Source organism: Bradyrhizobium ottawaense, assembly GCF_900099825.1.
GTDB lineage: Bacteria > Pseudomonadota > Alphaproteobacteria > Rhizobiales > Xanthobacteraceae > Bradyrhizobium > Bradyrhizobium ottawaense_A.
Window position 1 is genome coordinate 5,329,390 of sequence record NZ_LT629693.1, and the last position, 24,456, is coordinate 5,353,845.

Annotated in this window: 24 protein-coding genes; 14 read left to right on the forward strand and 10 right to left on the reverse strand. The window is 63.5% G+C overall.

The genetic code is table 11. The features are described from left to right. Positions 1 to 4 precede the first annotated feature (4 nt). A complete protein-coding gene (locus BLR13_RS24855; protein ID WP_074818438.1) occupies positions 5 to 1,966 on the forward strand; it encodes a molybdopterin biosynthesis protein in 1,962 nt (653 codons plus the stop codon). Positions 1,967 to 1,991: 25 nt separating this feature from the next. After that, complete coding sequence (locus BLR13_RS24860) at positions 1,992 to 3,122, forward strand: FAD-dependent monooxygenase (protein ID WP_079585980.1); 1,131 nt, start codon at positions 1,992 to 1,994, stop codon at positions 3,120 to 3,122. 9 nt (positions 3,123 to 3,131) lie between these two features. Here BLR13_RS24860 and BLR13_RS24865 read toward each other — a convergent pair whose 3' ends face one another. Continuing rightward, positions 3,132 to 3,383 (reverse strand): hypothetical protein, encoded by a 252-nt coding sequence (locus tag BLR13_RS24865; RefSeq protein WP_074818434.1) that lies wholly within the window; start codon positions 3,381 to 3,383, stop codon positions 3,132 to 3,134. A gap of 169 nt (positions 3,384 to 3,552) precedes the next feature. On the opposite strand from BLR13_RS24865, the gene BLR13_RS24870 reads away from it, so the two are divergent. After that, complete coding sequence (locus tag BLR13_RS24870; RefSeq protein WP_074818431.1) at positions 3,553 to 4,401, forward strand: LysR family transcriptional regulator; 849 nt, start codon at positions 3,553 to 3,555, stop codon at positions 4,399 to 4,401. Between the two features lie 52 nt (positions 4,402 to 4,453). On the opposite strand, the gene mobA is transcribed toward BLR13_RS24870, so the two are convergent. Continuing rightward, a complete protein-coding gene (mobA, locus tag BLR13_RS24875) occupies positions 4,454 to 5,074 on the reverse strand; it encodes a molybdenum cofactor guanylyltransferase MobA (protein ID WP_074818428.1) in 621 nt (206 codons plus the stop codon). Next, positions 5,064 to 5,954 carry a formate dehydrogenase accessory sulfurtransferase FdhD gene (locus BLR13_RS24880; protein WP_074818424.1) on the reverse strand — a complete coding sequence of 297 codons (891 nt, stop codon included), beginning with the start codon at positions 5,952 to 5,954 and terminating at the stop codon, positions 5,064 to 5,066. Before BLR13_RS24880 ends, mobA begins: the two co-directional genes overlap by 11 nt. Positions 5,955 to 6,176: 222 nt before the next feature. Between BLR13_RS24880 and mobB the strand changes: the two genes are divergently transcribed. The 7 genes from mobB to fdhF all read left to right on the forward strand — a co-directional run bounded on the left by mobB (position 6,177) and on the right by fdhF (position 15,378). Continuing rightward, positions 6,177 to 6,719 carry a molybdopterin-guanine dinucleotide biosynthesis protein B gene (gene mobB, locus BLR13_RS24885; RefSeq protein ID WP_074831135.1) on the forward strand — a complete coding sequence of 181 codons (543 nt, stop codon included), beginning with the start codon at positions 6,177 to 6,179 and terminating at the stop codon, positions 6,717 to 6,719. Positions 6,720 to 6,727: 8 nt separating this feature from the next. After that, on the forward strand, positions 6,728 to 7,981 hold the full coding sequence (locus BLR13_RS24890) for a molybdopterin molybdotransferase MoeA (RefSeq protein ID WP_074818421.1): 1,254 nt from the start codon (positions 6,728 to 6,730) through the stop codon (positions 7,979 to 7,981). 96 nt (positions 7,982 to 8,077) lie between these two features. After that, positions 8,078 to 8,347, forward strand: coding sequence for a sulfurtransferase TusA family protein (locus BLR13_RS24895; RefSeq protein ID WP_074818418.1), 270 nt, complete (start codon positions 8,078 to 8,080; stop codon positions 8,345 to 8,347). 340 nt (positions 8,348 to 8,687) lie between these two features. Next, complete coding sequence (locus BLR13_RS24900; RefSeq protein ID WP_074831133.1) at positions 8,688 to 10,343, forward strand: OFA family MFS transporter; 1,656 nt, start codon at positions 8,688 to 8,690, stop codon at positions 10,341 to 10,343. Positions 10,344 to 10,431: 88 nt separating this feature from the next. Further along, positions 10,432 to 10,722 (forward strand): hypothetical protein, encoded by a 291-nt coding sequence (locus BLR13_RS24905; RefSeq protein ID WP_074818417.1) that lies wholly within the window; start codon positions 10,432 to 10,434, stop codon positions 10,720 to 10,722. Positions 10,723 to 10,912: 190 nt separating this feature from the next. Then, on the forward strand, positions 10,913 to 12,616 hold the full coding sequence (locus BLR13_RS24910; RefSeq protein ID WP_074818414.1) for an NADH-ubiquinone oxidoreductase-F iron-sulfur binding region domain-containing protein: 1,704 nt from the start codon (positions 10,913 to 10,915) through the stop codon (positions 12,614 to 12,616). Continuing rightward, entirely contained in the window at positions 12,613 to 15,378 is a 2,766-nt protein-coding gene (fdhF, locus tag BLR13_RS24915) for a formate dehydrogenase subunit alpha (RefSeq protein WP_079585977.1), read from the forward strand. The genes BLR13_RS24910 and fdhF overlap by 4 nt, the downstream gene beginning before the upstream one ends. A 117-nt stretch (positions 15,379 to 15,495) precedes the next feature. On the opposite strand, the gene BLR13_RS24920 is transcribed toward fdhF, so the two are convergent. From BLR13_RS24920 to BLR13_RS24945, 7 genes are all read right to left on the reverse strand, one after another. Then, on the reverse strand, positions 15,496 to 16,314 hold the full coding sequence (locus tag BLR13_RS24920; RefSeq protein ID WP_074818411.1) for a Crp/Fnr family transcriptional regulator: 819 nt from the start codon (positions 16,312 to 16,314) through the stop codon (positions 15,496 to 15,498). Between the two features lie 158 nt (positions 16,315 to 16,472). Then, positions 16,473 to 16,955: a hypothetical protein gene (locus tag BLR13_RS24925; RefSeq protein WP_074818410.1), complete on the reverse strand. Its 483-nt coding sequence runs from the start codon at positions 16,953 to 16,955 to the stop codon at positions 16,473 to 16,475. A gap of 270 nt (positions 16,956 to 17,225) precedes the next feature. Continuing rightward, positions 17,226 to 17,438 (reverse strand): hypothetical protein, encoded by a 213-nt coding sequence (locus BLR13_RS40365; RefSeq protein ID WP_143039671.1) that lies wholly within the window; start codon positions 17,436 to 17,438, stop codon positions 17,226 to 17,228. Between the two features lie 249 nt (positions 17,439 to 17,687). Then, on the reverse strand, positions 17,688 to 18,629 hold the full coding sequence (gene dapA, locus BLR13_RS24930; protein ID WP_091976723.1) for a 4-hydroxy-tetrahydrodipicolinate synthase: 942 nt from the start codon (positions 18,627 to 18,629) through the stop codon (positions 17,688 to 17,690). A gap of 7 nt (positions 18,630 to 18,636) precedes the next feature. Then, entirely contained in the window at positions 18,637 to 18,918 is a 282-nt protein-coding gene (locus BLR13_RS24935) for a hypothetical protein (protein WP_074818405.1), read from the reverse strand. Between the two features lie 160 nt (positions 18,919 to 19,078). Beyond that, entirely contained in the window at positions 19,079 to 19,342 is a 264-nt protein-coding gene (locus tag BLR13_RS24940) for a hypothetical protein (protein ID WP_074818402.1), read from the reverse strand. Positions 19,343 to 19,383: 41 nt separating this feature from the next. Beyond that, entirely contained in the window at positions 19,384 to 19,851 is a 468-nt protein-coding gene (locus BLR13_RS24945; protein WP_074818399.1) for a hypothetical protein, read from the reverse strand. 365 nt (positions 19,852 to 20,216) lie between these two features. Here BLR13_RS24945 and BLR13_RS42275 point away from each other — a divergent pair, with 365 nt between their 5' ends. The 4 genes from BLR13_RS42275 (at position 20,217) to kdpB (ending at position 24,407) form a co-directional block, all read left to right on the forward strand. Continuing rightward, complete coding sequence (locus tag BLR13_RS42275; RefSeq protein WP_283806896.1) at positions 20,217 to 20,339, forward strand: hypothetical protein; 123 nt, start codon at positions 20,217 to 20,219, stop codon at positions 20,337 to 20,339. Between the two features lie 13 nt (positions 20,340 to 20,352). Continuing rightward, positions 20,353 to 20,442: a K(+)-transporting ATPase subunit F gene (locus BLR13_RS24950; protein WP_074818397.1), complete on the forward strand. Its 90-nt coding sequence runs from the start codon at positions 20,353 to 20,355 to the stop codon at positions 20,440 to 20,442. 115 nt (positions 20,443 to 20,557) lie between these two features. Continuing rightward, positions 20,558 to 22,261 (forward strand): potassium-transporting ATPase subunit KdpA, encoded by a 1,704-nt coding sequence (kdpA, locus tag BLR13_RS24955; RefSeq protein ID WP_074818395.1) that lies wholly within the window; start codon positions 20,558 to 20,560, stop codon positions 22,259 to 22,261. A 25-nt stretch (positions 22,262 to 22,286) separates the two neighbouring features. After that, the gene (gene kdpB / locus BLR13_RS24960; RefSeq protein ID WP_074818392.1) at positions 22,287 to 24,407 is read left to right on the forward strand and encodes a potassium-transporting ATPase subunit KdpB; all 2,121 of its coding nucleotides are present in this window, start codon (positions 22,287 to 22,289) and stop codon (positions 24,405 to 24,407) included. Positions 24,408 to 24,456: the final 49 nt, after the last annotated feature.

The following is a 24,456-nucleotide window of genomic DNA, read 5'->3' on the forward strand; positions in this document are numbered from 1 at the left end:
TCGCATGAGCAAGACGCCGTTGACGAAAAATCCCGCGAAAAATCCTGACAGTGCCGATCAGGACCAGTTCCTGACCATTCTGTCGCGTGAAGAAGCGCTGGCGCGGTTCGAAGCCGCGCTGTTTCCGCGCGCCGTGCCGCATGAGAGCCGGCTGCTTGCGGAAGCGCTTGGCTGTGCGCTCGCCGAAGACGTGGTGGCACCGATCGACGTGCCGCCGTTCGATCGTTCCAATGTCGACGGCTTTGCGGTGCGTTCCGCCGATCTGGCGTCGGCCGGAGAGGCCTCGCCGGTGCGGATGATGCTGAACGACGAGGTCATCGCCTGCGGCGTTGCGCCAATGCGACCGGTGCTGTCGGGGACGGCGACTTCCATTGCCACCGGCGGCCCGGTGCCGCGCGGGGCCGATGCCGTCGTGATGGTCGAACACACCCAGCCGGCGGGTGCCCGCGCCATCGAGATCCGCCGCGCGGCCTCGCCCGGGCAGTTCGTGTCCTATGCCGGCTCCGACATCGCACGCGGCGAGGCGCTGCTGCGCGCCGGCACGATCATAGGCTCGCGCGAGATCGGCATGCTGGCCGCCTGCGGGATCGCGCAGGTCGCCGTCGCGCGCCGGCCGCGTGTCGCCATCCTCTCCACCGGCGACGAACTGGTGCAGCCCGGCCATCCCTTGAGACCGGCCGCGATCTACGACACCAATGGCGCGATCGTCACGGCCGCGATCACCGAGAACGGCGGCGAGGCCGAGTTTCTCGGCGCGATCGCCGATGACGAAGCGCTGCTCGAAGCCGCGATGCGCAAGGCGCTCGATGCCTGCGACATGCTGGTGCTCTCGGGTGGTACTTCGAAAGGCGCGGGTGATGTCTCCCATCGCATCATCGGCCGGCTTGGCCAACCCGGCATCATCGCGCATGGCGTCGCGCTGAAGCCCGGCAAGCCACTGTGTCTCGCGGTCTGCGACGGCAAGCCGGTGATTATCCTGCCGGGATTTCCGACCTCGGCGATGTTTACCTTTCACGACATGATCGTGCCGGTGCTGCGGCGGATGGCGGGCCTGCCGCCGCGTTCCGATGCCAAGGTCAGCGCCAAAATCCCGGTGCGGATCGCGTCCGAACTCGGCCGCGCCGAATTCGTCATGGTGTCGCTGGTCGAGGGCGCCGACGGGCTGATCGCCTATCCCACCGGCAAGGGCTCCGGCGCCATCACGTCGTTTGCGCAGGCCGATGGCTTCCTGCGCATCGATGCGCTGGCCGAGCAGTTGCCGGCAGGCGCGCAGGCCGAGGTGACACTGTTCACGCCGCATGTGCGGGTGCCGGATCTGGTGATTGTCGGCAGCCACTGCACCGGGCTCGATCTCGTGACGGCGCCTTTGGCGCGTGCCGGGCTCGTCGTGCGTTCGATCTCAGTCGGCAGTCTCGGGGGCCTCGCGGCGGCCAAGCGCGGTGAATGCGATTTCGCGCCGATCCATCTGTTCGACGAGAACACCGAAACCTACAACACGCCGTATCTCGCGGACGGGCTTGAACTCGTCTCCGGCTGGCGGCGGATGCAGGGCATCGTGTTCCGCCAGGGCGACCGGCGATTTGAAGGCTTGAGCGCGGAGGACGCGGTGCGCGCCGCACTCGCGGATCCCGCCTGCATCATGGTGAACCGCAACCAGGGCGCCGGCACGCGCATCCTGATCGACCGCCTGCTCGGCGGTGCGACGCCCGACGGCTACTGGAATCAGCCGCGCTCGCATAATGCGGTGGCGGCTGCCGTGGCGCAGCACCGCGCCGACTGGGGCATGACCATTGCGCCGGTGGCGCATGCGTCAAACCTGGGTTTCATTCCCTTTGCCGAAGAGCATTATGATTTTGCGCTGGTAAAGGCGCGCAAGCAGCGGCCGGCCGTGCAGGCCTTTCTCGACGCGCTGGCGTCGAACGAAGGCCGCGCAGCGCTGGAGCAGGCGGGATTTCGGCCGGCCTAAAAAAAAGATTGCGCGGGGGATGGGAATGGCGAGACCTCTGTCGATTGCGATTGTCGGCGCCGGCATGGGCGGGCTTGCCGCCGCCGCGGCGTTCAGGCGCGTGGGCATCGACGTCACCGTCTACGAGCAGGCGGCGCAATTCGCGCGGCTCGGCGCCGGCATCCAGATCGGCTGCAACGCCATGCAAGTGTTGCGCGGGCTGGGATTGGAACAAAGACTTCGCGGACAGTCGTTCTATCCGCGCTCCTGGAACAACCGCGACTGGCGCACCGGTGAAATCAAGTTCGACATGATTTTTGGCGAGAGCGCCGAACAGAAGTACGGCGCGCCCTATCTGCTGGCGCATCGCGGCGACCTGCATGCGGCGCTGGCGAGCGCCGTGCCCGACGAATGCGTCAAGCTCAGCCACAGACTGGCCGGGCTGGATGAGACCGGCGATGGTGTGCGGCTGACATTCGCCAATGGCGTAACCGCGACCGCTGACGCTGTGATCGGCGCGGACGGCGTTCATTCGATCGTGCGTGACATTCTGTTCGGCGCCACGCCGGTGAGCTTTACCGGGCGCATCGCCTACCGCACGACGTACCCCGCATCCCTGCTTGGCGGCGAGAAAATCGACGACTGCACCAAATGGTGGGGCGAGGACCGCCATATCGTCATCTACTACGTCAAGCCGGACCGCAGCGAGATCTACCTCGTCACCAGCCAGCCGGAGCCGGAGTTTCGCATCGAGTCGTGGTCGGCGAAGGGCGACGTCAGGGAATTGCGCAAGGCGTTCGAAGGTTTCGACCGCCAGGTGGAGCAGGTGCTAGCCGCGTGTCCGGATGTGCACAAATGGGCGATCGTCGATCGCGAGTCGCTGGCGCACTGGTCGGACCGCAACGTGACGCTGCTCGGCGACGCCTGCCATCCGATGACGCCCTATATGGCGCAGGGCGCGGCGATGGCGATCGAGGATGCCGCGGTACTGTCGCGTTGCCTCGACGGCGTAAAGCGCGACGGCGTCGCGAACGCATTCCGCCGCTTTGAGGCCACGCGGAAGGAGCGGACGGAACTGGTCCAGCAGACTTCGCGCGCCAATAAATGGCTCAGCGGAAAAACCAATGCCGATTGGGTCTATGGCTACGATGCCTGGAACGTTCCGCTGGCGGCGTGAGGTACGAAGCTATTTGCAGGACGGGCTGACATATTTGTCGATGAAGGCCGCGCCGTCGTGGCGGCGCGCATCGGCTTCCGCAAGTGCACGTTGCGCCGCAGCTGGCAGAACCTTTGGCTCCGGCGGCACCTCGACGATCGCATCGCTGCCGGTGAACAGCCGGGCAAGCCGCTGCATTCGCGAGGCAGTTACCACGATATCCAGGACGAAATTGATCGCCCGGAAGGTGAAGACCACAACGTCCCACAGAAAGTCGATCATTTGGAATTCTCGATTTCCGCCCGGCGACCCCGGAGCGGCGTCCAGTAGTCGTCGCCGGCGGCGACCGGGTTCAACGGCGCCGCCGGCAGATTGCCGGTATGGATGCAGGAAGATTGAGAAGGATTGCTGCAATTTTGCAGGCGGCCGCCGGATGTGATAGTCGGTTGCGATGGATTGGGACGACCTGCGCATCATTGCCGCGATCCGGGACAGCGGCACTTTCGCCGGTGCCGGCATTCGGCTCGGCATGGACGAAACCACGATTTCGCGGCGGCTGGCGCGTCTGCAAAAGACATTGGGCGTGACCCTGTTTGCAGCGACCGATGGCGTGCGGCGGCCGACGGCGCATTGCGAATCGATTCTCGACCATGTTCAGGAAATCGCCCGGCACGTGGCCGAGATCGGCGCACTCGGAAATGCGGCGCGTGGCGTTGCCGGACGCATTCGCCTTGCCACCACCAATTCGCTGGCCGAGGAAATTCTGGCGCCGAAGTCGGCGGAGTTTCTGGTCCGCAATCCCGGTCTGACGCTGCAGTTCCTGACCTCCGGACAGAACGTCAATTTTGCGCGCTGGGAGGCCGACCTGGCCGTGCGGTTGCGCAAGCCGGAGAAGGGCAATTTCACGATTACGAAGCTCGCGGACGTCCGCCTCTACCTGTTCGAGCCACGCGAGACGATTGACGCCGGCGAGGAACCGGTTATTTGCGGATACCCTGATGAATTCGACAACACGGCGGAGACGGCTTTTCTGAAGGCCCAGGGCCTCAAGGCGCGAAGCCGATGCATCACGGACAATGTTCGCGTGATACGCAAACTGGTCCAGTCGCATCAGGCGGTCGGGATACTGCCCGAGCATGTTTGCGGCGCGTTGCTGGCCGACCGAAGTCTTCGCGCGACGTTGCTGCCGCGGCGGCTCGAGGTGTGGCTTCTCGTGCAAAATCATCTCAAGCGCAACCCCGCGTCGCGCGTCGTGATCGACTGGATGCGCGGGCTGTTCGACGAAATGGCCGCGAATTGAATTGGGTTTGCGGCCCCTGCGTTCTGGAACGCTGAAGAAATCGAAGCCCGTCTCAGCCGCCGTCCAGCGCTGCCAGCCGTTCGGCTTCGGCGATGTCGTCCATGGTGTTGGCGTTGAAGAACGGGTCGAGCGGCGTCACGGGCCAGGTCACGGTGGCGAGCCGGTAGCGCGCGGTCCAGCGGTCGATCTTTCTGACGTCCTCGACCACCAGCGCGTGGCGGAGTTGTTCGCGTAAACCGACGCTCCACAGTCCGATCACCGGATGCGACTGTCCGTCGGACGCGGCAACCGCGAGTTCGGCGTTCTCCGACGTCAGCGCGCCATGGAGGCGCGACACCAGATCGCGCGGCAGGAACGGACAATCGCCGGCGGCGCTCAGCACCAGCGACACGTCAGGGCGATTGGCCGCGGCCCAGTCGAGCGCTGCCAGAATGCCGGCGAGGGGTCCCGGGAAATCGGCGACGCCATCGGGGATCACGGGCAGGCCAAACGCCGCAAACCGGGCGGGATCGCCATTGGCGTTGAGAATGAGACCATCGCATTGCGGTTCGAGCCGCGCGATGACGCGTTCCAGAATGGTGCGGCCGCCGATCGTGCGCATCGGCTTGTCGCCACCGCCCATCCGCCGCGCCAGCCCGCCGGCGAGCAGGACGCCCAGAATTTCAGTCGTCACGGTCTTCGCCCTTGCGCTTGTGCCGCGCCGATTCCTCTTCGACAAAGGCAAGGTTCTGGTCGAACACGATGCGCTCCTGGCCGGACAGTGCGATGAAACGCTTGCCTTTGGTGCGTCCGACCAAGGTCAGCCCGACCTGTCGCGCCAGCTCGACGCCCCAGGCGGTAAAGCCCGAGCGCGAGACCAGAATCGGAATCCCCATTCGCACCGTCTTGATGATCATCTCGGAGGTGAGACGCCCGGTGGTGTAGAGAATCTTGTCTCCGGGATCGACGCCGTGGCGATAGATCCAGCCCGCGATCTTGTCGACCGCGTTATGGCGGCCGACATCCTCGGTGTAGCAGACCGGCGTGCCCTCCTTGCACAGCACGCAGCCGTGAATCGCACCGGCCTCCAGATAGAGCGAGGGCATGGTGTTGATCGCATGCGTCATCTGGTAGAGCCATGAAGTGCGCAGCTCGGCTTTCGGGAGCGCGACGCTCTCGACGGCCTCCAGGAGATCGCCGAACGCGGTGCCCTGCGCGCAGCCGGAAGTCTGCGTGCGCTTTTTCAGTTTCGCTTCGAAGTTGGTGTGGTGTTCGGTGCGCACCACCACCACCTGCAGATCGTCGTCGTATTCGACCTCGGTGACGACGTCGTCATATTTCAGCATGTTCTGGTTCAGGAGGTAGCCGAGCGCGAGATATTCCGGATAGTCGCCGATCGTCATCATAGTGACGATCTCCTGCGCGTTCAGATACAGCGTCAGCGGCCGTTCCACCGGCACCCGGATCTCGACCGCAGCGCCGGTCTGGTCGGTTCCGGTGACGCGCTCGGTCAGCCGCGGATCATCCGGGTTGGGTACGATCAGGGGGACGGGGGCCTTGTCGATTTTCATCATGTCGGCAGGTTAGCATGACAATGGCTGTCAGCCGATATAAAGCATTTGAGAGATCGAGCGAATACGCCTGTCCTGTCCTGTCCTTGCGAGCGAAGCGAAGCAATCCATCTAACCGCGCAAAGAAAGAATGGATTGCGTCGTCGCGGAGTTTATCATCGGGCCGGCCAAAGGCCGGACCCGTTGGCTCCTCGCAATGACGGGAAGGGAATGCCGGAGAATGCGATGAAAGTCATAGGCCTCGCGGGATGGAGCGGCGCCGGCAAGACCACCTTGCTGACGCGGGTGATCCCGCTTTTGCTGCAGAAGGGCCTGCGCGTTTCCGTCATCAAGCACGCCCATCATGCCTTCGATGTCGACGTGCCGGGCAAGGATTCCTGGCGGCACCGCGAGTCCGGCGCGACCGAAGTTCTGGTGTCGTCGACCCGGCGCTGGGCCCTGATGCATGAGCTGCGCGGCGCCGGCGAGCCGAGGCTGCCGGAGCTATTGGCGAAAATGTCGCGGGTCGACCTTGTCGTCATTGAGGGCTTCAAGCGCGAGCCGCACCGCAAGATCGAGGTGCATCGCGCCGCCAACGCCAAACCGCTGCTGTTCCCCGACGACCCCGGCGTGGTCGGCATCGCAACCGACACGGCGGTTGAAACCACGCTTCCGACGGCCCATCTCGATGATATCGAGGCCATTGCGGCCATGATGCTGCGGTCGGCGATGCCGGTCGATGATCTCCTGGCCAACGATCTGCTGGCCAAGAGCGAAGCTGAGGGCTGATCACGCACATGGCGCAATTGTCCGACGATTGCTTTGCCTTCGGCGGCCCGATGATGTCGGTTGACGAGGCCGTCGGCCTCATCGCCGCGCGCGTCACGCCGGTGCCGGATGTCGAGACCGTTGCGCTCGCGCGGGGCGACGGCCGGATTCTCGCGCGCGACATTGCCGCGCCACTGCCGCTGCCGCCCTTCACCAATTCCGCGGTCGACGGTTACGCGGTGGCGAGCCGCGACCTGCCGCGTCGGGACGCGCAGGCATTTCCGGTCGCCGGGCGCGTTCAGGCGGGCGGCGCCGCACCGGCGCCGGTCGAACCGGGACAGGCAATGCGCATCTTCACCGGTGCGCCGATGCCGGATGGCGCCGATACCGTGTTCATGCAGGAAGACGTCCGCCTCGAAGACGGCCAGGTCGTGCTGCCGGCAGGGCTGAAGCCGGGCGCCAATGTACGGCCTGCCGGCGAGGACATTCCCGCAGGTCTCGCCGCGTTGAAGGCCGGCCGTCGGTTACGGCCGCAGGATATCGCGCTCGCCGCGGCGTTCGGCCTGACCGAGCTCAGCGTCGTCAGGCGCATCCGCGTCGCGGTGTTCTCGACCGGCAATGAGCTGGTTTCGCCCGGTGAAGCGCGCGGTGCGGCGCAACTGTTCGACTCCAACCGCTTCATGCTGATGGCGATGCTGGCCCGGCTCGGCTGCGACGTCAGCGATCTCGGCATCCTCAGGGACGACCGCGCCTCGCTCGCTCGTGCCTTGCAACAGGTGGCAGGCAGCCACGACCTGATCCTCACCACGGGCGGCGTTTCGACCGGCGAGGAGGACCACGTCAAGGCGGCCGTCGAAAGCGTCGGCAGACTGGTGCTCTGGCGGATGGCGATCAAGCCGGGACGCCCCGTCGCGATGGGGATCATCGACGGCACGCCGTTCATCGGCCTGCCGGGCAATCCGGTGGCGAGCTTTGTTACTTTCGTTCACGTGGTGCGGCCGACCATCCTGGCGCTGTCAGGCGCCGCGCCCGAGGTGCTGGCGCCAATGCCGGTCCGTGCGGGCTTTGCCTACAAAAAGAAAATCGCGCGCCGCGAATATGTCCGCGTCAGCCTGCGCAAGGCCGCCGACGGCGCGGTCGAAGCGGTAAAATTTCCGCGGGAGGGCGCGGGGCTGTTGTCCTCGCTGGTCGACACCGACGGCCTGGTCGAACTCGGCGAAGACGTCACCCAGGTCGAGCCCGGCCAGACGGTCGGGTTCCTGTCCTACGCAGGCCTGCTGTAAGACTCATTTTGATGCATTTTCTTGACGAACCGGTAGTCACTTCGTTCGAAAGAAGCGCTATTTGACCGTTAGCGCCTGCTTCGCCATGTTCGTGACATGACCAAGACAACCCTCGATCTCACCGGCCTCAAGTGCCCGCTGCCGGCGCTGAAGACACGCAAGGCGCTGAAGGCGGTTGCGCCCGGCGACTTCCTCGAAGTTCATTGCACCGATCCGTTGTCAGTGATCGATATTCCCAACCTGATCCGGGAAACCGGCGACAAGGTCGAAATCTCGGAACGCGGCGAGGCCCGCATTGTTTTCCTGATCGAGAAATCGAATGGCTCGATAGGGAAATCCAATGATGCGCCACCTGTCATCGGGTAGTCGCGTCGGTTGAGTGATACCTACCTTTTGCCTATCGACACCGATCCTTGCTTCTGTCCCAATTAGATTTCTCCGTGGGCTTGCGGAGGTACGTCGCGTTTTTGTGCAGGACACAAAACGGTTCCGGGACAGGCCAAATTTCGCCGAAGTTGGTTGGCACCGCATTTGGCATAGTGGGTGGTGTCTGGGGTTTATAGTTCTCGAATGCGCTTATCGATCCCGGCGCATCCTGGAATTGTGCGGGGCAGCAATGTGGGAATTGCTCCGCGGCGGCGCCGAGGACAACGGGATCGTGCACGGCAGAAGCGCCCGTCAAGGGCGGCTGCAGGGGGAGACATCAATGACGACGATCAGCAGTGCCGGAACGGTGTCCGGCGCCGGAGCGGGGTTTCTCGACAAGGAACGGACGATTGCGACCGCCGGCTTTAATCGCTGGCTGGTGCCGCCGGCCGCGCTTTGCATTCATCTGTGCATCGGCATGGCCTACGGCTTCAGCGTGTTCTGGCTGCCGCTGTCGCGCGCGATCGGTCTGACCGCGCCCAAGGCCTGCCCCGACATGTCGCTGATGCAGGAGCTGTTCACCACCACCTGCGACTGGAAGGTCGCCAGCATGGGGTGGATGTACACGCTGTTCTTCGTTCTGCTCGGCATCGCTGCCGCGGTGTGGGGCGGCTGGCTGGAGCGCGTCGGACCGCGTAAGGCGGGCTTCGTCTCGGCGCTGTGCTGGTGCGGCGGGCTCTTCCTCGGTGCCATCGGCGTCTACACGCACCAGCTCTGGTTGCTGTGGCTCGGCTCCGGCGTGATCGGCGGCATCGGTCTTGGCCTCGGCTACATCTCGCCGGTGTCGACGCTGGTGAAATGGTTCCCCGACCGCCGCGGCATGGCGACCGGCATGGCGATCATGGGCTTCGGTGGCGGCGCCATGATCGGTGCGCCGCTGGCGAACCTGCTGATGAACTATTTCAAGTCGCCGACCTCGGTCGGTGTCTGGGAAACCTTCGTTGCGATGGGCGTGATCTATTTCGTATTCATGATGATCGGTGCCTTCCGTTATCGCATTCCGCCGGCGGGCTGGCGTCCCGAAGGCTGGACCGCACCGGCCAAAGCCAATGCGATGATTTCGACCAACAACGTTCACCTCAAGGATGCGCACAAGACGCCGCAGTTCTGGCTGATCTGGTGGGTGCTCTGCCTCAACGTCTCGGCAGGCATCGGTGTGATCGGCATGGCGTCGCCGATGTTGCAGGAAATCTTCGCCGGCAAGCTGATCGGGTTGCCTGATGTCGGCTTCAACGCGCTCGACGCCACGCAGAAGGCGACGATCGCCGGCATCGCGGCCGGCTTCGCCGGGCTGCTCTCGCTGTTCAACATCGGCGGCCGCTTCTTCTGGGCGTCGCTATCGGACAAGATCGGCCGCAAGAACACCTATTATACGTTCTTCATCCTCGGCATCGCGCTCTACGCGCTGGCGCCGACCTTTGCCGCGATGGGCTCGAAGCTTCTGTTCGTGCTCGGCTTCGGCATCATCCTGTCGATGTATGGCGGCGGCTTCGCCACGGTGCCGGCCTATCTCGCCGACATGTTCGGCACCCAGTTCGTGGGCGCCATTCATGGCCGTCTGCTGACGGCGTGGTCGACGGCCGGCATCATCGGCCCGGTCGTGGTCAACTACATCCGCGAGTTCCAGCTTGCGGCCGGCGTTCCGCGCGACCAGCTGTACAACACCACGATGTACATCCTGTGCGCGATGCTGATTGCCGGGTTGATCTGCAACTACCTGATCAAGCCGGTCGACCATAAGTGGCACATGAGCGAGGCCGATGTAGCCAAGCTGCAGGCAGCAACAGCCACTGCGGGCGCGTCCGGGCCATCCGGTTCCTACGGCATCGGGTTCGGCGGACTCGACGGCAGGGCCGCATTGTTCTGGGCCTTCGTCGGCATCCCGCTGGCCTGGGGCGTCTGGAAGACGCTGGAAAGCGCCGTCAAGATCTTCTGATCGCGGGTCGCATCGCGGGACGCAATTCTGCTCCCGCGATGTCTCGCTATCCCATCAAGACCAATCAACAGATCAGAGGAATCCTTCCATGCTCCGTACCGGAATTTGTCTCGCCGCCGTGCTGCTTGTCGCCGGCATGCTCAACACGGCTTCGGCCCAAACCTCCACCGCTCCGACCGCCGCGCCGGCGGCCACCACGCCGACTCCGGCGGCAAAGCCATCAAGAATGAAGCTTACCGCCGCGAAGCTGAAGGACATGAAGGCCAAATGGAGCGCCAACAAGTCCAAGCTCAAGGCCTGCCGCGGCGAGGTCAAGCAGAAGGGGTTGGCGGGCGACGACCGCTGGTTCTACATCGAAGACTGCATGGGTAAGACTTGAGGCCTTCGAGACTTGAGGCGTTCAAGACCTGAGAACTGCCTGTCCCGAACAGCGTTGATTTGAGGGGCATGCAGCGCGGCTGCATGCCCCTTAAATGCTTATTGGACCGCAATAATTCTCGTAATTATTCTCTTGGCATCTGGCATGCCACGGTCTAGAATTGATCCAAATTGGACAAGGTCGATACGCGATGGTCCACGACGCACAAAAAGTCCGCCAATTCGAGCACCCGGGCGCAGGGCGGAAACGAGCCAAGTCGACGCCGAAGGGCCGGCAGGTCGACCCGACGGCTGCCCATGAAATCGAGCTTCTGCTCGGCGACCGGCCGCGGCGCCGCGACCTCCTGATCGAGCATCTGCACCTGATCCAGGACAAGTACCGCCAGATCACGGCGGCGCATCTCGCAGCGCTCGCCGACGAGATGAAGCTGTCGTTTGCCGAAGTGTTCGAGACCGCCACCTTCTACGCGCATTTCGACGTGGTGAAGGAAGGCGAGCCCGATATCGCGCCGCTCACCATTCGCGTCTGCGACTCGCTCACCTGCGCCATGCTGGGCGCGGAAGCGCTGCTGGATCAACTGCAGGACAAGGCCGGCCCGCGCATCCGCGTGGTGCGCGCGCCCTGCGTCGGCCGCTGCGATACCGCGCCTGCGGCCGAAGTCGGGCATCACTTCGTCGATCATGCGACCGTGGCCAATGTGCTTGCCGCGGCCAAGGCCGGCGAGACCCATGCGCATCTGCCCAACTATGTGGGCTACGACGCCTATGTTGCCGGCGGCGGTTATGCGCTGCTGAACAGGCTGCGCTCCGGTGCGCTGTCGAAGGAAGATCTGCTGAAGGCGCTCGACGATGCGTCGCTACGCGGGCTCGGTGGCGCCGGATTTCCCACCGGCCGCAAATGGCGTTCGGTGATCGGCGAACCCGGTCCGCGGCTGATGGCGGTCAACGGCGACGAGGGCGAGCCCGGCACCTTCAAGGACCGCTATTACCTCGAATCCGATCCGCATCGCTTTCTCGAGGGCATGCTGATCGGCGCGCATGTGGTCGAGGCGACCGACGTCTACATCTATCTGCGCGACGAATATCCGGCTTCGCGCGAAATCCTCGAACGCGAAATTGCCAAGCTTCCTCCTGATGGCCCGGTGCTGCACATGCGTCGCGGCGCCGGCGCCTATATCTGCGGCGAGGAATCCTCGCTCCTGGAAAGCATCGAGGGCAAGCGCGGCCTGCCGCGGCACAAGCCGCCTTATCCGTTCCAGGTCGGGCTGTTCGGGCTGCCGACGCTGATCAACAATATCGAGACGCTGTGGTGGGTGCGCGACATCGTCGAGAAGGGCGCCGACTGGTGGAAGGGCCATGGCCGCAACGACCGTCATGGTCTGCGCAGCTATTCGGTCTCGGGCCGCGTCAAGAATCCCGGCATGAAGCTGGCGCCGGCCGGCATCACCGTGCGGGAGCTGATCGACGAGTTCTGCGGCGGCATGGCGGATGGACACAAATTCCACGCCTATCTGCCGGGCGGCGCGTCGGGCGGCATCCTGCCGGCGGCGATGGACAACATTCCGCTCGATTTCGGCACGCTGGAAAAATACGGCTGCTTCATCGGCTCGGCCGCGGTCATCATCCTGTCCGACCGGGACAGCGTGAGGGGTGCGGCGCTGAACCTGATGCGCTTTTTCGAGGATGAGAGCTGCGGCCAGTGCACGCCGTGCCGGGTCGGTACCCAGAAGGCGGCGATCCTGATGGAAAAGCCGGTGTGGAACCGCGAATTGCTGGACCAGTTGAGCCAGGCGATGCGCGATGCGTCGATCTGCGGCCTCGGGCAGGCGGCCTCGAATCCGCTAACATCCGTGATCAAATACTTCCCCGACGAGTTCAAGGAAGCGGCGGAATGACCAAAATCCAGTTCGAACTCGACGGCAAGCAGGTCGAAGCCAATGCCGGCGAGACCATCTGGCAAGTTGCAAAGCGCCAAGGCCGCGAGATCCCGCATCTCTGCTATTCGCCCGAGCCCGACTACCGGCCCGACGGCAACTGCCGCGCCTGCATGGTCGAGATCGAGGGCGAGCGCGTGCTGGCGGCGTCCTGCAAGCGGACGCCGAGCGTTGGCATGAAGGTGAAGACCGAGAGCGCGCGTGCGGTCTCGGCGCAGAAGATGGTGATGGAGCTGCTGGTCGCCGACCAGCCGGCGCGTGCGACCTCGCACGATCCCGATTCGAAATTCTGGCACTGGGCCGAGAAGGTCGAGGTGACCGAGAGCCGCTTTCCGGCGGCCGAGCGCTGGCATGGCGACAACAGCCATCCGGCGATGAGCGTCAATCTCGACGCCTGCATCCAGTGTGGGCTGTGCGTGCGCGCCTGCCGCGAGGTCCAGGTCAACGACGTCATCGGCATGGCGTATCGCAGCCACGGGTCGAAAATCGTGTTCGACTTCGACGATCCGATGGGTGAGTCCACCTGCGTGGCCTGCGGCGAGTGCGTGCAGGTCTGTCCGACCGGCGCGCTGATGCCGTCGGTGATGCTCGACGAGAACCAGACCCGCGTCACCTACGCGGACAGGAAAGTGGATTCGCTGTGCCCGTTCTGCGGCGTCGGCTGCCAGGTCACCTATCAGGTCAAGGACGAGAAGGTCATCTACGCCGAAGGCCGCGACGGTCCGGCCAATCACAACCGGCTCTGCGTCAAGGGACGCTTCGGCTTCGACTACATCCACCACCCGCATCGCCTGACCAAACCGCTGGTGCGGCTGCCGAACGCGAAGAAGGATTCCAACGACCAGGTCGATCCGGCCAATCCGTTCACGCATTTCCGCGAAGCGTCGTGGGAAGAGGCGCTGGATGTCGCGGCGAAAGGCCTCGTCAGGATCCGCGACGAGAAGGGCGTCAAGGCGCTGGCCGGTTTCGGTTCGGCCAAGGGCTCCAACGAGGAGGCCTATCTGTTCCAGAAGCTGGTGCGCACCGGGTTCGGCTCCAACAATGTCGATCACTGCACCCGGCTGTGCCACGCCTCGTCGGTGGCGGCGCTGATGGAAGGCCTCAATTCCGGCGCGGTGTCGGCGCCGTTCGCCGCCGCCATGGATGCCGAAGTCATCATCGTGATCGGCGCCAATCCGACCGTCAACCATCCGGTCGCGGCGACCTACATCAAGAACGCGGCCCAGCGCGGCGCCAAGCTGATCGTGATAGACCCGCGCAAGCAGTCGCTGTCGCGCCATGCCCATCAGCATCTGCAGTTCAAGGCCGGCAGCGACGTCGCGATGCTGAACGCGATGCTGCATACCATCATCACCGAAGGGCTGACCGACCAGCAATATATCGCGGGCTATACCGAGGGCTTCGACGAACTCGCCGAGCGCATCAAGGATTTCCCGCCGGAAAAGATGGAAGCCATCTGCGGTATCCCGGCCGAAACCCTGAAGGAAGTGGCGCGGATGTATGCGCGGTCGCGCGCGTCGCTGATTTTCTGGGGCATGGGCATCAGCCAGCACATCCACGGCACCGACAATGCGCGCTGCCTGATCGCGCTGGCGCTGATCACCGGCCAGATCGGCCGTCCCGGCACCGGCCTGCATCCGCTGCGCGGCCAGAACAACGTGCAGGGCGCCTCCGACGCCGGCCTGATTCCGATGTTCCTGCCGGACTACCAGCCGGTCGGCCGCACCGATCTGCGCGAACCCTTCGAAAAGCTCTGGCATCAGGACCTCGATCCGGTTCGTGGCTTGACGGTGGTCGAGATCATGAACGCGATCCATGCCGGCGAGATCACCGGCATGTATATCGAGGGCGAAAACCCCGCGATGTCGGACCCCGACCTGCAGCATGCGCGCGAGGCGCTGGCGAAACTCGATCATCTGGTGGTGCAGGATCTGTTCGTCACCGAAACGGCATTCCATGCCGACGTGATCCTGCCGGCCTCGGCGTTCGCGGAGAAATCCGGCTCCTTCACCAACACCGACCGCCGCGTGCAATTGGCGCGCGAGGTGATCAAGCCGCCCGGTGATGCGCGGCAGGATCTCTGGATCATCCAGGAAATCGCCAAGCGCATGGGCCTGCCCTGGAACTACGACGGTCCGGGTGAGGTGTTCACCGAGATGACGCAGGTGATGCCGTCGCTGCAGAACATCACCTGGGATCGCCTGGTGCGCGAGGGGGCGGTGACCTATCCGGTCGACGCCTCCGATCAGCCCGGCAACGAGATCATTTTCACCACCGGTTTCCCGACCGAGAGCGGTCGCGGCAAGATCGTGCCGGCCAAGGTGATCGCGCCGGACGAGGTGCCCGACGACGAATATCCGATGGTGCTGTCGACGGGACGCGTGCTCGAGCACTGGCACACCGGCTCGATGACCCGCCGCGCCAGCGTGCTCGACCAGATCGAGCCGGAGGCGGTGGCCTTCATGTCGCCAAAGGACATGCGGCGGCTCAGCGTGTGGCCCGGCGATTTCATCCGGCTGGAAACCCGCCGCGGCGCGGTCGAGGTCAAGGTGCGCTCCGACCGCGACGTGCCGGAGAACATGGTGTTCATGCCGTTCTGCTACGCGGAGGCGGCGGCAAATCTCCTGACCAATCCGGCGCTCGATCCGTTCGGCAAGATTCCCGAATTCAAGTTCTGCGCCGTGCGCGCCGAAAAGGCCGAGATCCGCAGCGCGGCGGAGTAAGCCTAGAGCCTTACCGGTTCTGATTGAACCGGGCTCTACTCTCTTGTTTTGACGCGTTTTCTTTACGCGAACCGGCGTCCACTTCGCTCGAAAACGCTCTAGCGGAAGCGGCGATGCTCAGTTGGTGCGGGCCGCCGCGGCGGCCCGCTCCGCGGCCTTGTTCTCCGCCACAATGGTTTCGAGCCGCGCGATGTTTTCCAGCAGGCGCTGGCTGGTCAGGACCAGAAAATAATACCCGAATTGCGGGTTCTGAAAGTAGATCTCGAGCAGCTTCTCGTAGGTGATGGTCAGCACCTGACCGTCTTCGGTGCATTCGATCGTCGCCGTGCGCCGGTTATCCGGCGACAGGAAGCCGAGTTCGCCCATCAGGCGTCCCGGCGGTACCGCGACGCCGATCTCCTTGACCAGAAATTGGCCGGTGACCGTCAGCAGCATGTCCTGTGCCGGGTCGTCCTTCTTGAACAGAATCTCGCCCTTGCGATATTTGCGCGTGGTCATGAACGGCTTCAGCCATTCCATCGACATGTCGCCCGCCGTGGCGGCACGCGCCTTCCTGACCAGGTTGAGCATCTGATGAAGGCGAAGCCCGTTGATGGGCAGCAGCAGCAGATACAACAGAAAGGTCTTGATGTCGCCGGAGAGCGCGCCGAAGGCGGCGAAACAGGTGCAGCCGACCATGTTGGCGACGCGCAACGGCACCATCGTGTGCGTCAGCAGCGTGGCGACAAAGAACACCGCGCCCACCAAAGCAAACATGTTGGCGAGCGTGATGTTCGCCAGCAGGATTTCCAGAAGACGATTGAACAGGGCGTCGTAGGTGATGTTGTTGGGATCGAGACCCAGCTGAACCAGGATCTTTGCGAACCGCAGGTTGTCGGCTGCCGTGTTGAGAATGCGATCCAGGATTCCGGAAAGGTTCGCGCTGGTAGAGTTCATGGTTGCGTCAATAACAGAGGGCGTGACGGAAAGACCCTGGCCTTTGGCGCAATGATCCGGGCAACGGCGCTCGCTGCCGGTGGCATCGTAAGGGTGAACGGACGGCAGGTAAAGGCTTCGTCGCTTCGGGATACCATCCGCCCAAGTCAAGAATTCAGTCAATAATTCAGGCGGGACAGGAATATTCCGGTCTTCAGCGCGATCGTACCGGCAAGGACAGCCATCATTAGCGAAACGTAGATGGCGGCACTGACGCTTCGTAACATTCGTGTGACTTCCGTGTGGGCCAGCAGCGGATTGCCTTGGTTTTCCAGGTCGAGCTCAATGTTGTCGGCCGGGAATATCGTCGCGCATCGTGCCGGCCACGCGCTTCGCGTGGCAAAGCGAATGGCGGCCTGCTTGCGCCAGAACAGCCCGCCGGATTTTCCGTCGGCGCCCCGCGCGACCCAGTGGCCGTCCTTGTTGCGGCCGATGAAAAACACCGGAATGGCCTCGCTGAGGTCTTCGGGGCCGGGACGCAGAAATGGCGTGTCTGCGGCGTGCTGCGGCTCATTGTGAACAGGCGATGCGCGCGTTGCGATCGATTGTTCTTGTCCAGTTCTGCTTCCGAGAAGGTCGTCGCTGCAGGTCATCGTGCTCATCGAAAATGCCGTCCCAAAGCCAGTGCGGGCCACCGGTGGCGCCCGAATGCATGTAGGTCCGTGCGCCATATGAATTCGAGACGGCCGAACGGCACGTCGTATAGGGACGGCATAGTGGATTGCGGCCTCGTCATGAGGCGCTGCAGTCGAATGCCGTGCTTATGTCGTTCCTATGGGAAAGCGGGAATGCTGCTCTCGAATTCAAATGCCGTCCGACTCATCTTTCCAGCAGGCGGCACAGGGCCGCGTTGGAGACGGAAGATGATACACTCAGCGCGCGTCGACTATCGTTTCGGAAGAATGGCTGCAAAGCCCGTTCGCGCCACAACTGGCCGAAGCGCTCGCGGGGTGAGGCGCTTCTTCGGTGCCATGCTCAGGATCATTGCCGAGGCCAAGCTGCGGCGGCTTGCCCGTGAGCTGAGCATCCGCGGGGTTCGCTATCCATCGGTCAGGCTGGAGGGCGATCGATTTGTCGCCGATCAAGACCGTTCGCCTTCCAGATAACGTGAGTAAGAGCCTATGACGTCGATTTTCTGGACTACGATCGCTACTTTTGGCTCGACGCTGCGGAAGGCGGCGCTCGCGCTCTTCGGATTCGTGGCCGGTCATGTCGCAGGGCCACTGCGATATCGACCAGAAGCCCATTACATGCGCGGACCCGGGCCGAAATGGCGAGAAAAATACCTGCAGGATCATCCTGCACGCTGGTAGCGCGGCAATAGGTCTGCCGGCTCAGCTCATCGCGAGCCGGCGGGGACTGGCATCCGCGGACACCTTATCTTCACAGAGCGCCGTCATCGCCAATGCGACTGCCTTTCGTGCGTCATCTCCGAGCTCGACAAGCGGCAGCCGCACAGCGGGCTTCACCAACCCCAAACAGCTTAGGCCGTATTTCAGGGCGGCGACCTCTGAATCTGCCGAAAGCGCGGTCACCAACGCAGCAATGCGAGCCGATAATCCTTCCGAGACCGGGATGTGACTTTTCATGCAGCCTTCGTAAATTCCGTGGCAGAGTTCCGGAAAAAGGTTGGCAACCATCGAAATGCAACCGTTCCCGCCGCTTGCCAGATAGGCCGGCGTGGTCGCGTCATCTCCGGACAGAAATCGAAACATCGGCGGCAGCGTCGGCTTCAGGCGCATCAGCCGCGCGACGCTTCCCGTTGCGTCCTTCAGGCCGATGAACTGCCTCGATTCCGATAGCCGGACGATGGTCTCGTCGGAGATTTCCCGCATGGTGCGTGAGGGGACATCGTGCAGAATGACCGGAAGGCCGGTCACGCCCACAATGGCCTGGAAATGAGCCAGGATACCCGCCTGCATCGGCTTGTTGTAGTACGGCACGACGGACAGTATCGCGTCGGCGCCGGCGGCCTCGGCCATCGTCGTCAGTTCCATCGCCTGGCCGGTCGCGTTCGAACCGGCGCCGGCGATGACGGCTACCCGGCCGCGGGCGATATCGACCGCCGCGGCAACGATTTCTTCGTGCTCGTCGCGGCCGAGTGTCGAGTCCTCGCCCATGGTCTCGCCGACGACGATTGCCGTCGCGCCAGATCCGATCTGGCGCTCACACAACGTCTCGAACGCAGGCCAGTCGACTCGGTCGCCATCGTCGAACGGTGTCGGAAGGTCGGCAATAAAGCCGCCAAGCCAATGCATGGGCTGATGGAGGGTCATGGAACGCCTAGGCGGCCCTGGTCTGGCGAGAGCTCTCGTCAGCCTCAACCGTCAAAGGAGAGGGCTGCGCCTTGCGATGCATGTCGAGCTCGACAATGTTGCTTGTCAGAACGATGGTTGCGGGATGATCGCCGTTCTCGAACAGCGCATATTTCATCGCTTGCGCGCGGTTGACGAAAAGGCCACCGAACAGTCCGTTCTGCTCCTGGGCAACCCAGTCACCCTGGCTGTTGCGGCCGATGATCACAAGGTGCGCGTTGCAGGATGGCGGCTCATCGAGTTTCTTCACGACACTTCTCCAGGTTTGTTGCGCTGAGGCTATCGTCTTACGTTTGCGCAACAACTCAGATATCAGACGAGGTCTCATATGAATGCGAGCGTGCGGCGGCGTCGATTTCATAGGAGAGATGTAGGGAATCGGAACGTACGAGGCCCGCACTATCCGGTGTTCAGGACCACGCCTGGTTGATCGTGGCGGTCAAGGCGTAGAGCAGAGCATAGGCGGCGGCCTCGTCCCAATGCGTCAGCGTGCGGGCGAACATGCTTTCATGTCGCTTGATTCCGGTAACGACGCAGAGAACAACGCTCAGAAGCAGAAGCGCCGCAAAACTTCGACCGAAGTCCGGATTTCCGAACGCGGCGAAGCTCACGAGAATCAGTATTCGCAGGACAAATCGTGCCGCGACCTGAACAGACTTGACGTTGGTAGTCATCGGATACCATCAGGCCGTTTGGTGCCGCCACGAGATCGCGCTCAACCGAGGTTGTCGCAGAGCACCGGCTCGTACATCGGGTTGGCATCCTGCGGCACGGCCGGCACGCTGGTCTGGATTGTCGGAGCGGCTATCCGGCGGGCTTCGACAAACGCGCTCAGCAGGGCGAGCGCAAGATCGGCATGGCGGGCTTCGATCGCTGAATCGAGCCAGTCGGGAAGCTCGCGCTGGCGTGACAGCGCGCAATGCCATTCGCCCTCGTCATAGGCGATCCGGCGCAATTGCCATTGCGGGAGCTCCAGGTCGATCAGAGCGAGGGCCGCATCGGTCCAGGCACCCGATTCGAGCAGCCGTTCGAGGCGAAAGGACTTTTCGCTTTGCCCGAGCGAGGGAAAGCGCCGGCATGTCTCGCGGATGACGTCGGAGATGATGTCGGCGGTGACAGCATCGGCGTTATGAAGCCGCTCGACGAGTTCGGCGGGGTTTTGATGTTGGGAAGGGAGCAGCATGGCGATATCTCACGTGAAGCGCGGCTGAAACTGCAGCCACGCTGCCAAAGTGGCGAAAACGCCATTTGAAAACGAGAGGAGGCGAGGGGCGGAGATATAGGGATTTCATAAAGATGGCTCCTGTCGTCCCTGCCTAGTGCGCAATTGCGCACGGGGCGCAGGGACCCATAGCCACCGATGCCTATTTTGCGAATGCCGTTGCGGCTCAGCCCTATCGCGGGAGCCACGCGGTATGGGTCCCTGCGTTCGCAGGGACGACACCCATGGAGGTCGTTGCCTTTATGAGATTCCTATAACGTCCCGTCCCCTCCCGCCTCGAAAACCTATGCGCAGAGTGGCACTTCACCACCATCAAAGCGCGGCCGTTGGTTTGGCCCGCGGTTTACGTCGCACAGGAACATCCCATGCTGGACATTGTCATGCTGGCGCTAGGCCTCGGCTTCTTCGTGGTGGGCATAGGTTACGCCTATGCCTGCGAACGGCTGTGAGAAGGAGAGCACCATGACCTTCGATTATTCGCTCGCTGCCCTCGTTTCGGTGGGCCTGCTGTTCTACCTCACCTACGCCCTGCTGCGGCCCGAGCGGTTCTGATCGCGCCATGCTCGCGCTGGTCCAGATCGTGCTCGCGTTTGTTGTGACTTCGGCGCTGCTGATTGCGCTTCTGCGCATGCTGCTGCGTGCCAGACTTTCCTGAAGGACTCCGACTATGACATTCATTGGCTGGACTCAGATCGTTCTCTATTGCGCTGTTGTCGTCGCGCTGGTCAAACCGCTCGGCTGGTACATGACGCGCGTCTTCAGCGGCGAGCGCACATTCCTCTCACCGGTCCTGCGTCCGGTCGAACGCGGGCTGTACTGGATCGGCGGCGTCGACGAGAGGCGCGAGCAGCATTGGCTGACCTATGCGGTCGCGATGCTGCTGTTCCATGTCGGCGGCTTCCTGATCATCTACGGCCTGATGCGGCTGCAGGCGTTGCTGCCGTTCAATCCGGCCGAACAATCCGCGGTCGCTGAGGACTTGTCCTTCAACACCGCGATCTCCTTCATCACCAACACCAACTGGCAGAACTACGGCGGCGAAAGCACGCTGTCCTATCTGGTGCAGATGCTGGGGCTGACGCACCAGAATTTTCTGTCGGCGGCGACCGGCATCGCGCTTGCGGTCGCCCTGATCCGCGGCTTCTCGCGCTCCTCGATGCGAACCATCGGTAACTTCTGGGTCGACGTCACGCGCTGCACGCTCTATGTGCTGCTGCCGATCTGCGTCGTCTACACGCTGTTCCTGGTTTGGCAGGGCATGCCGCAGACGCTGGGCGCCTATGTCGACGCCACCACGCTGGAAGGCGCCAAGCAGACCATCGCGGTCGGCCCCGTTGCCTCGCAGGTCGCCATCAAGATGCTGGGCACCAATGGCGGCGGTTTCTTCAACGCCAACGCCGCGCATCCCTTTGAAAACCCCACCGCGCTGTCGAATTTCGTGCAGATGATCTCGATCTTCGCGCTCGGCGCGGCGCTGACCAACGTGTTCGGCCGCATGGTCGGCAACCAGCGCCAGGGCTGGGCCATCCTCGCCGTGATGGGCGTCCTGTTCCTGGCCGGGGTCACCGTCACCTACTGGGCAGAAGCCAATGGTACCTCGGCGCTGAGCGCGCTCGGGCTCTCCGGCGGCAACATGGAAGGCAAGGAGGTCCGCTTCGGCATCGTCGCCTCCAGCTTGTTTGCGGTCGTCACCACGGCGGCGTCCTGCGGTGCGGTCAATGCCATGCATGACAGCTTCACCGCGCTCGGTGGCATGATCCCGCTGATCAACATGCAGCTCGGCGAAATCATCGTCGGCGGCGTCGGCGCCGGGCTCTACGGCATGCTGCTGTTCGTGGTGCTGGCGATCTTCGTCGCCGGACTGATGGTCGGCCGCACGCCGGAATATGTCGGCAAGAAGATCGAGGCGCGCGAGGTCAAGATGGCGATGCTCGCGATCCTGGTGCTGCCCTTGATGTATCTCGGCTGGACCGCGGTCGCCGTCGTGCTGCCGTCGGCAGTGGCGTCGATGGCGAATTCCGGCCCGCACGGGTTTACCGAGGTTCTCTATGCCTATACCTCGGCGACCGGCAATAACGGTTCGGCCTTCGCAGGTCTGACCGGCAACACCTTCTTCTACAACCTGACACTCGCCAGTTCGATGTTCGTCGGCCGGTTCTTCATGATCATTCCGGCAATGGCGCTGGCGGGTTCGCTGGCCGGGAAGAAATCGCATCCCGCCTCGGCGGGTACGTTCCCGACCACCGGCGGCCTGTTCGTGGGGCTCGTTGTCGGCGTCATCCTGATCATCGGCGGTCTCACCTTCTTCCCGGCGCTCGCGCTCGGGCCGATCGTCGAGCATCTCGCGATGAACGCCAACACCCTGTTCTGATCGAACTCATTTCGGAGCTACGTCCATGGAAGTCGTCAAAACGAATAAGCGCATGCCGGTATCGACCATGCTCGATCCGAAGATTGTGATGCCTGCCATTGGTTCGGCCTTCACCAAGCTCGATCCACGGTTGATGATCAAGAACCCCGTGATGTTCGTGGTCGAGATCGTGGCTGCGCTGACCACGGTCATCTTCCTGCGCAATTTGGTGATGGGCGACGGCGGAAGCCTCGGCTTTACGTTCCAGATCATCCTGTGGCTGTGGTTCACGGTGCTGTTCGCCAATTTCGCCGAGGCCGTTGCCGAGGGCCGTGGTAAGGCGCAGGCGGAGTCGCTGAAGAAAACCCGCACCGAGAGCCAGGCCAAGCTGCTGGAGGGTTCCGGCAAGAGCTATAAGCTGGTGTCCGGCACCAGCCTCAAGGTCGGCGACATCGTCCTGGTCGAGGCCGGCGACAACATTCCGTCCGACGGCGAAGTGATCGAAGGCGTGGCTTCGGTCAATGAGGCCGCGATCACTGGTGAATCCGCGCCCGTGATCCGCGAATCCGGCGGCGACCGTTCGGCGGTCACCGGCGGCACCCAGGTGCTGTCCGACTGGATCCGCGTCCGCATCACGGCCGCCCAGGGCTCGACCTTCATCGACCGCATGATCAAGCTGGTGGAAGGCGCCGAGCGGCAGAAGACGCCGAACGAGATCGCGCTCAACATCCTGCTCGCGGGCCTGACCATCATCTTCGTGTTCGCGACCGTGACGATCCCGAGCTATGCGGCCTATGCCGGCGGCTCGATTTCGGTGGTGGTGCTGGTGGCGTTGTTCGTGACGCTGATCCCGACCACCATCGGCGCGCTGCTGTCGGCAATCGGCATTGCCGGCATGGACCGGCTGGTGCGCTTCAATGTGCTGGCGATGTCCGGCCGCGCGGTGGAAGCCGCCGGCGACGTCGATACCTTGCTGCTCGACAAGACCGGCACCATCACCCTCGGCAACCGCCAGGCCACGGAGTTTCGCCCCGTGCTCGGCGTCACCGAGCAGGAACTGGCGGATGCCGCGCAACTTGCCTCGCTCGCCGACGAAACGCCGGAAGGCCGCTCGATCGTGGTGCTGGCCAAGGAGAAATACGGCATTCGCGGCCGTGACATGAAGGAGCTGGCTGCGACCTTCATTCCCTTTACCGCGCAGACCCGGATGAGCGGCATCGACGCCGGTGCGTCCTCGGTCCGCAAGGGCGCGGTGGATGCGATCCTGAGCTATGTCGACGGTGGCGGTGAGTATCGTGCGGTGGCGTCCGGCAACACGGCGCGCGCCATGCAGACCGGTGTCGTCTCCGCGGCGGCGCGCGAAATCCAGGCGATTTCGGATGAGATCGCCAAGGCCGGCGGCACGCCGCTCGCCGTCGCCAAGGATGGCAAGTTGCTCGGCGTCGTTCACCTCAAGGACATCGTCAAGGGCGGCATCCGCGAGCGCTTTGCCGAACTGCGCCGCATGGGCATCCGCACCGTGATGATCACCGGCGACAACCCGATGACGGCAGCCGCAATCGCTGCCGAAGCCGGCGTCGACGATTTCCTGGCTCAGGCGACACCGGAAGACAAGCTGAAGCTGATCCGCGACGAGCAGGCCAAGGGCAAACTGGTGGCGATGTGCGGCGACGGCACCAATGACGCTCCGGCGCTTGCCCAGGCCGATGTCGGCGTCGCCATGAACACCGGCACGCAGGCCGCCCGCGAAGCCGGCAACATGGTCGACCTCGATTCCAACCCGACCAAGCTGATCGAGGTGGTCGAGATCGGGAAGCAGTTGTTGATGACGCGCGGTGCACTGACGACGTTCTCGATTGCCAACGACGTCGCGAAATACTTTGCCATCATCCCGGCGATGTTCCTGACGTTCTACCCGCAACTCGCGGTGCTCAATGTCATGCATCTGGCGAGCCCGCAAAGCGCAATCCTGTCGGCGATCATCTTCAACGCATTGATCATCATCGCGTTGATCCCGTTGGCATTGAAAGGCGTGGCCTATCGCGCCGTCGGCGCCGGTGCGCTGCTCCGCCGTAACCTTTTGATCTACGGGCTCGGCGGCATCATCATTCCCTTCATCGGCATCAAGGCCATCGACCTCGTCGTCGCGGCCTTGGGCCTGGCTTAACCGCATCCGTCATTGCGAGCGAAGCGAAGCAATCCATAGCGCCGCAAAG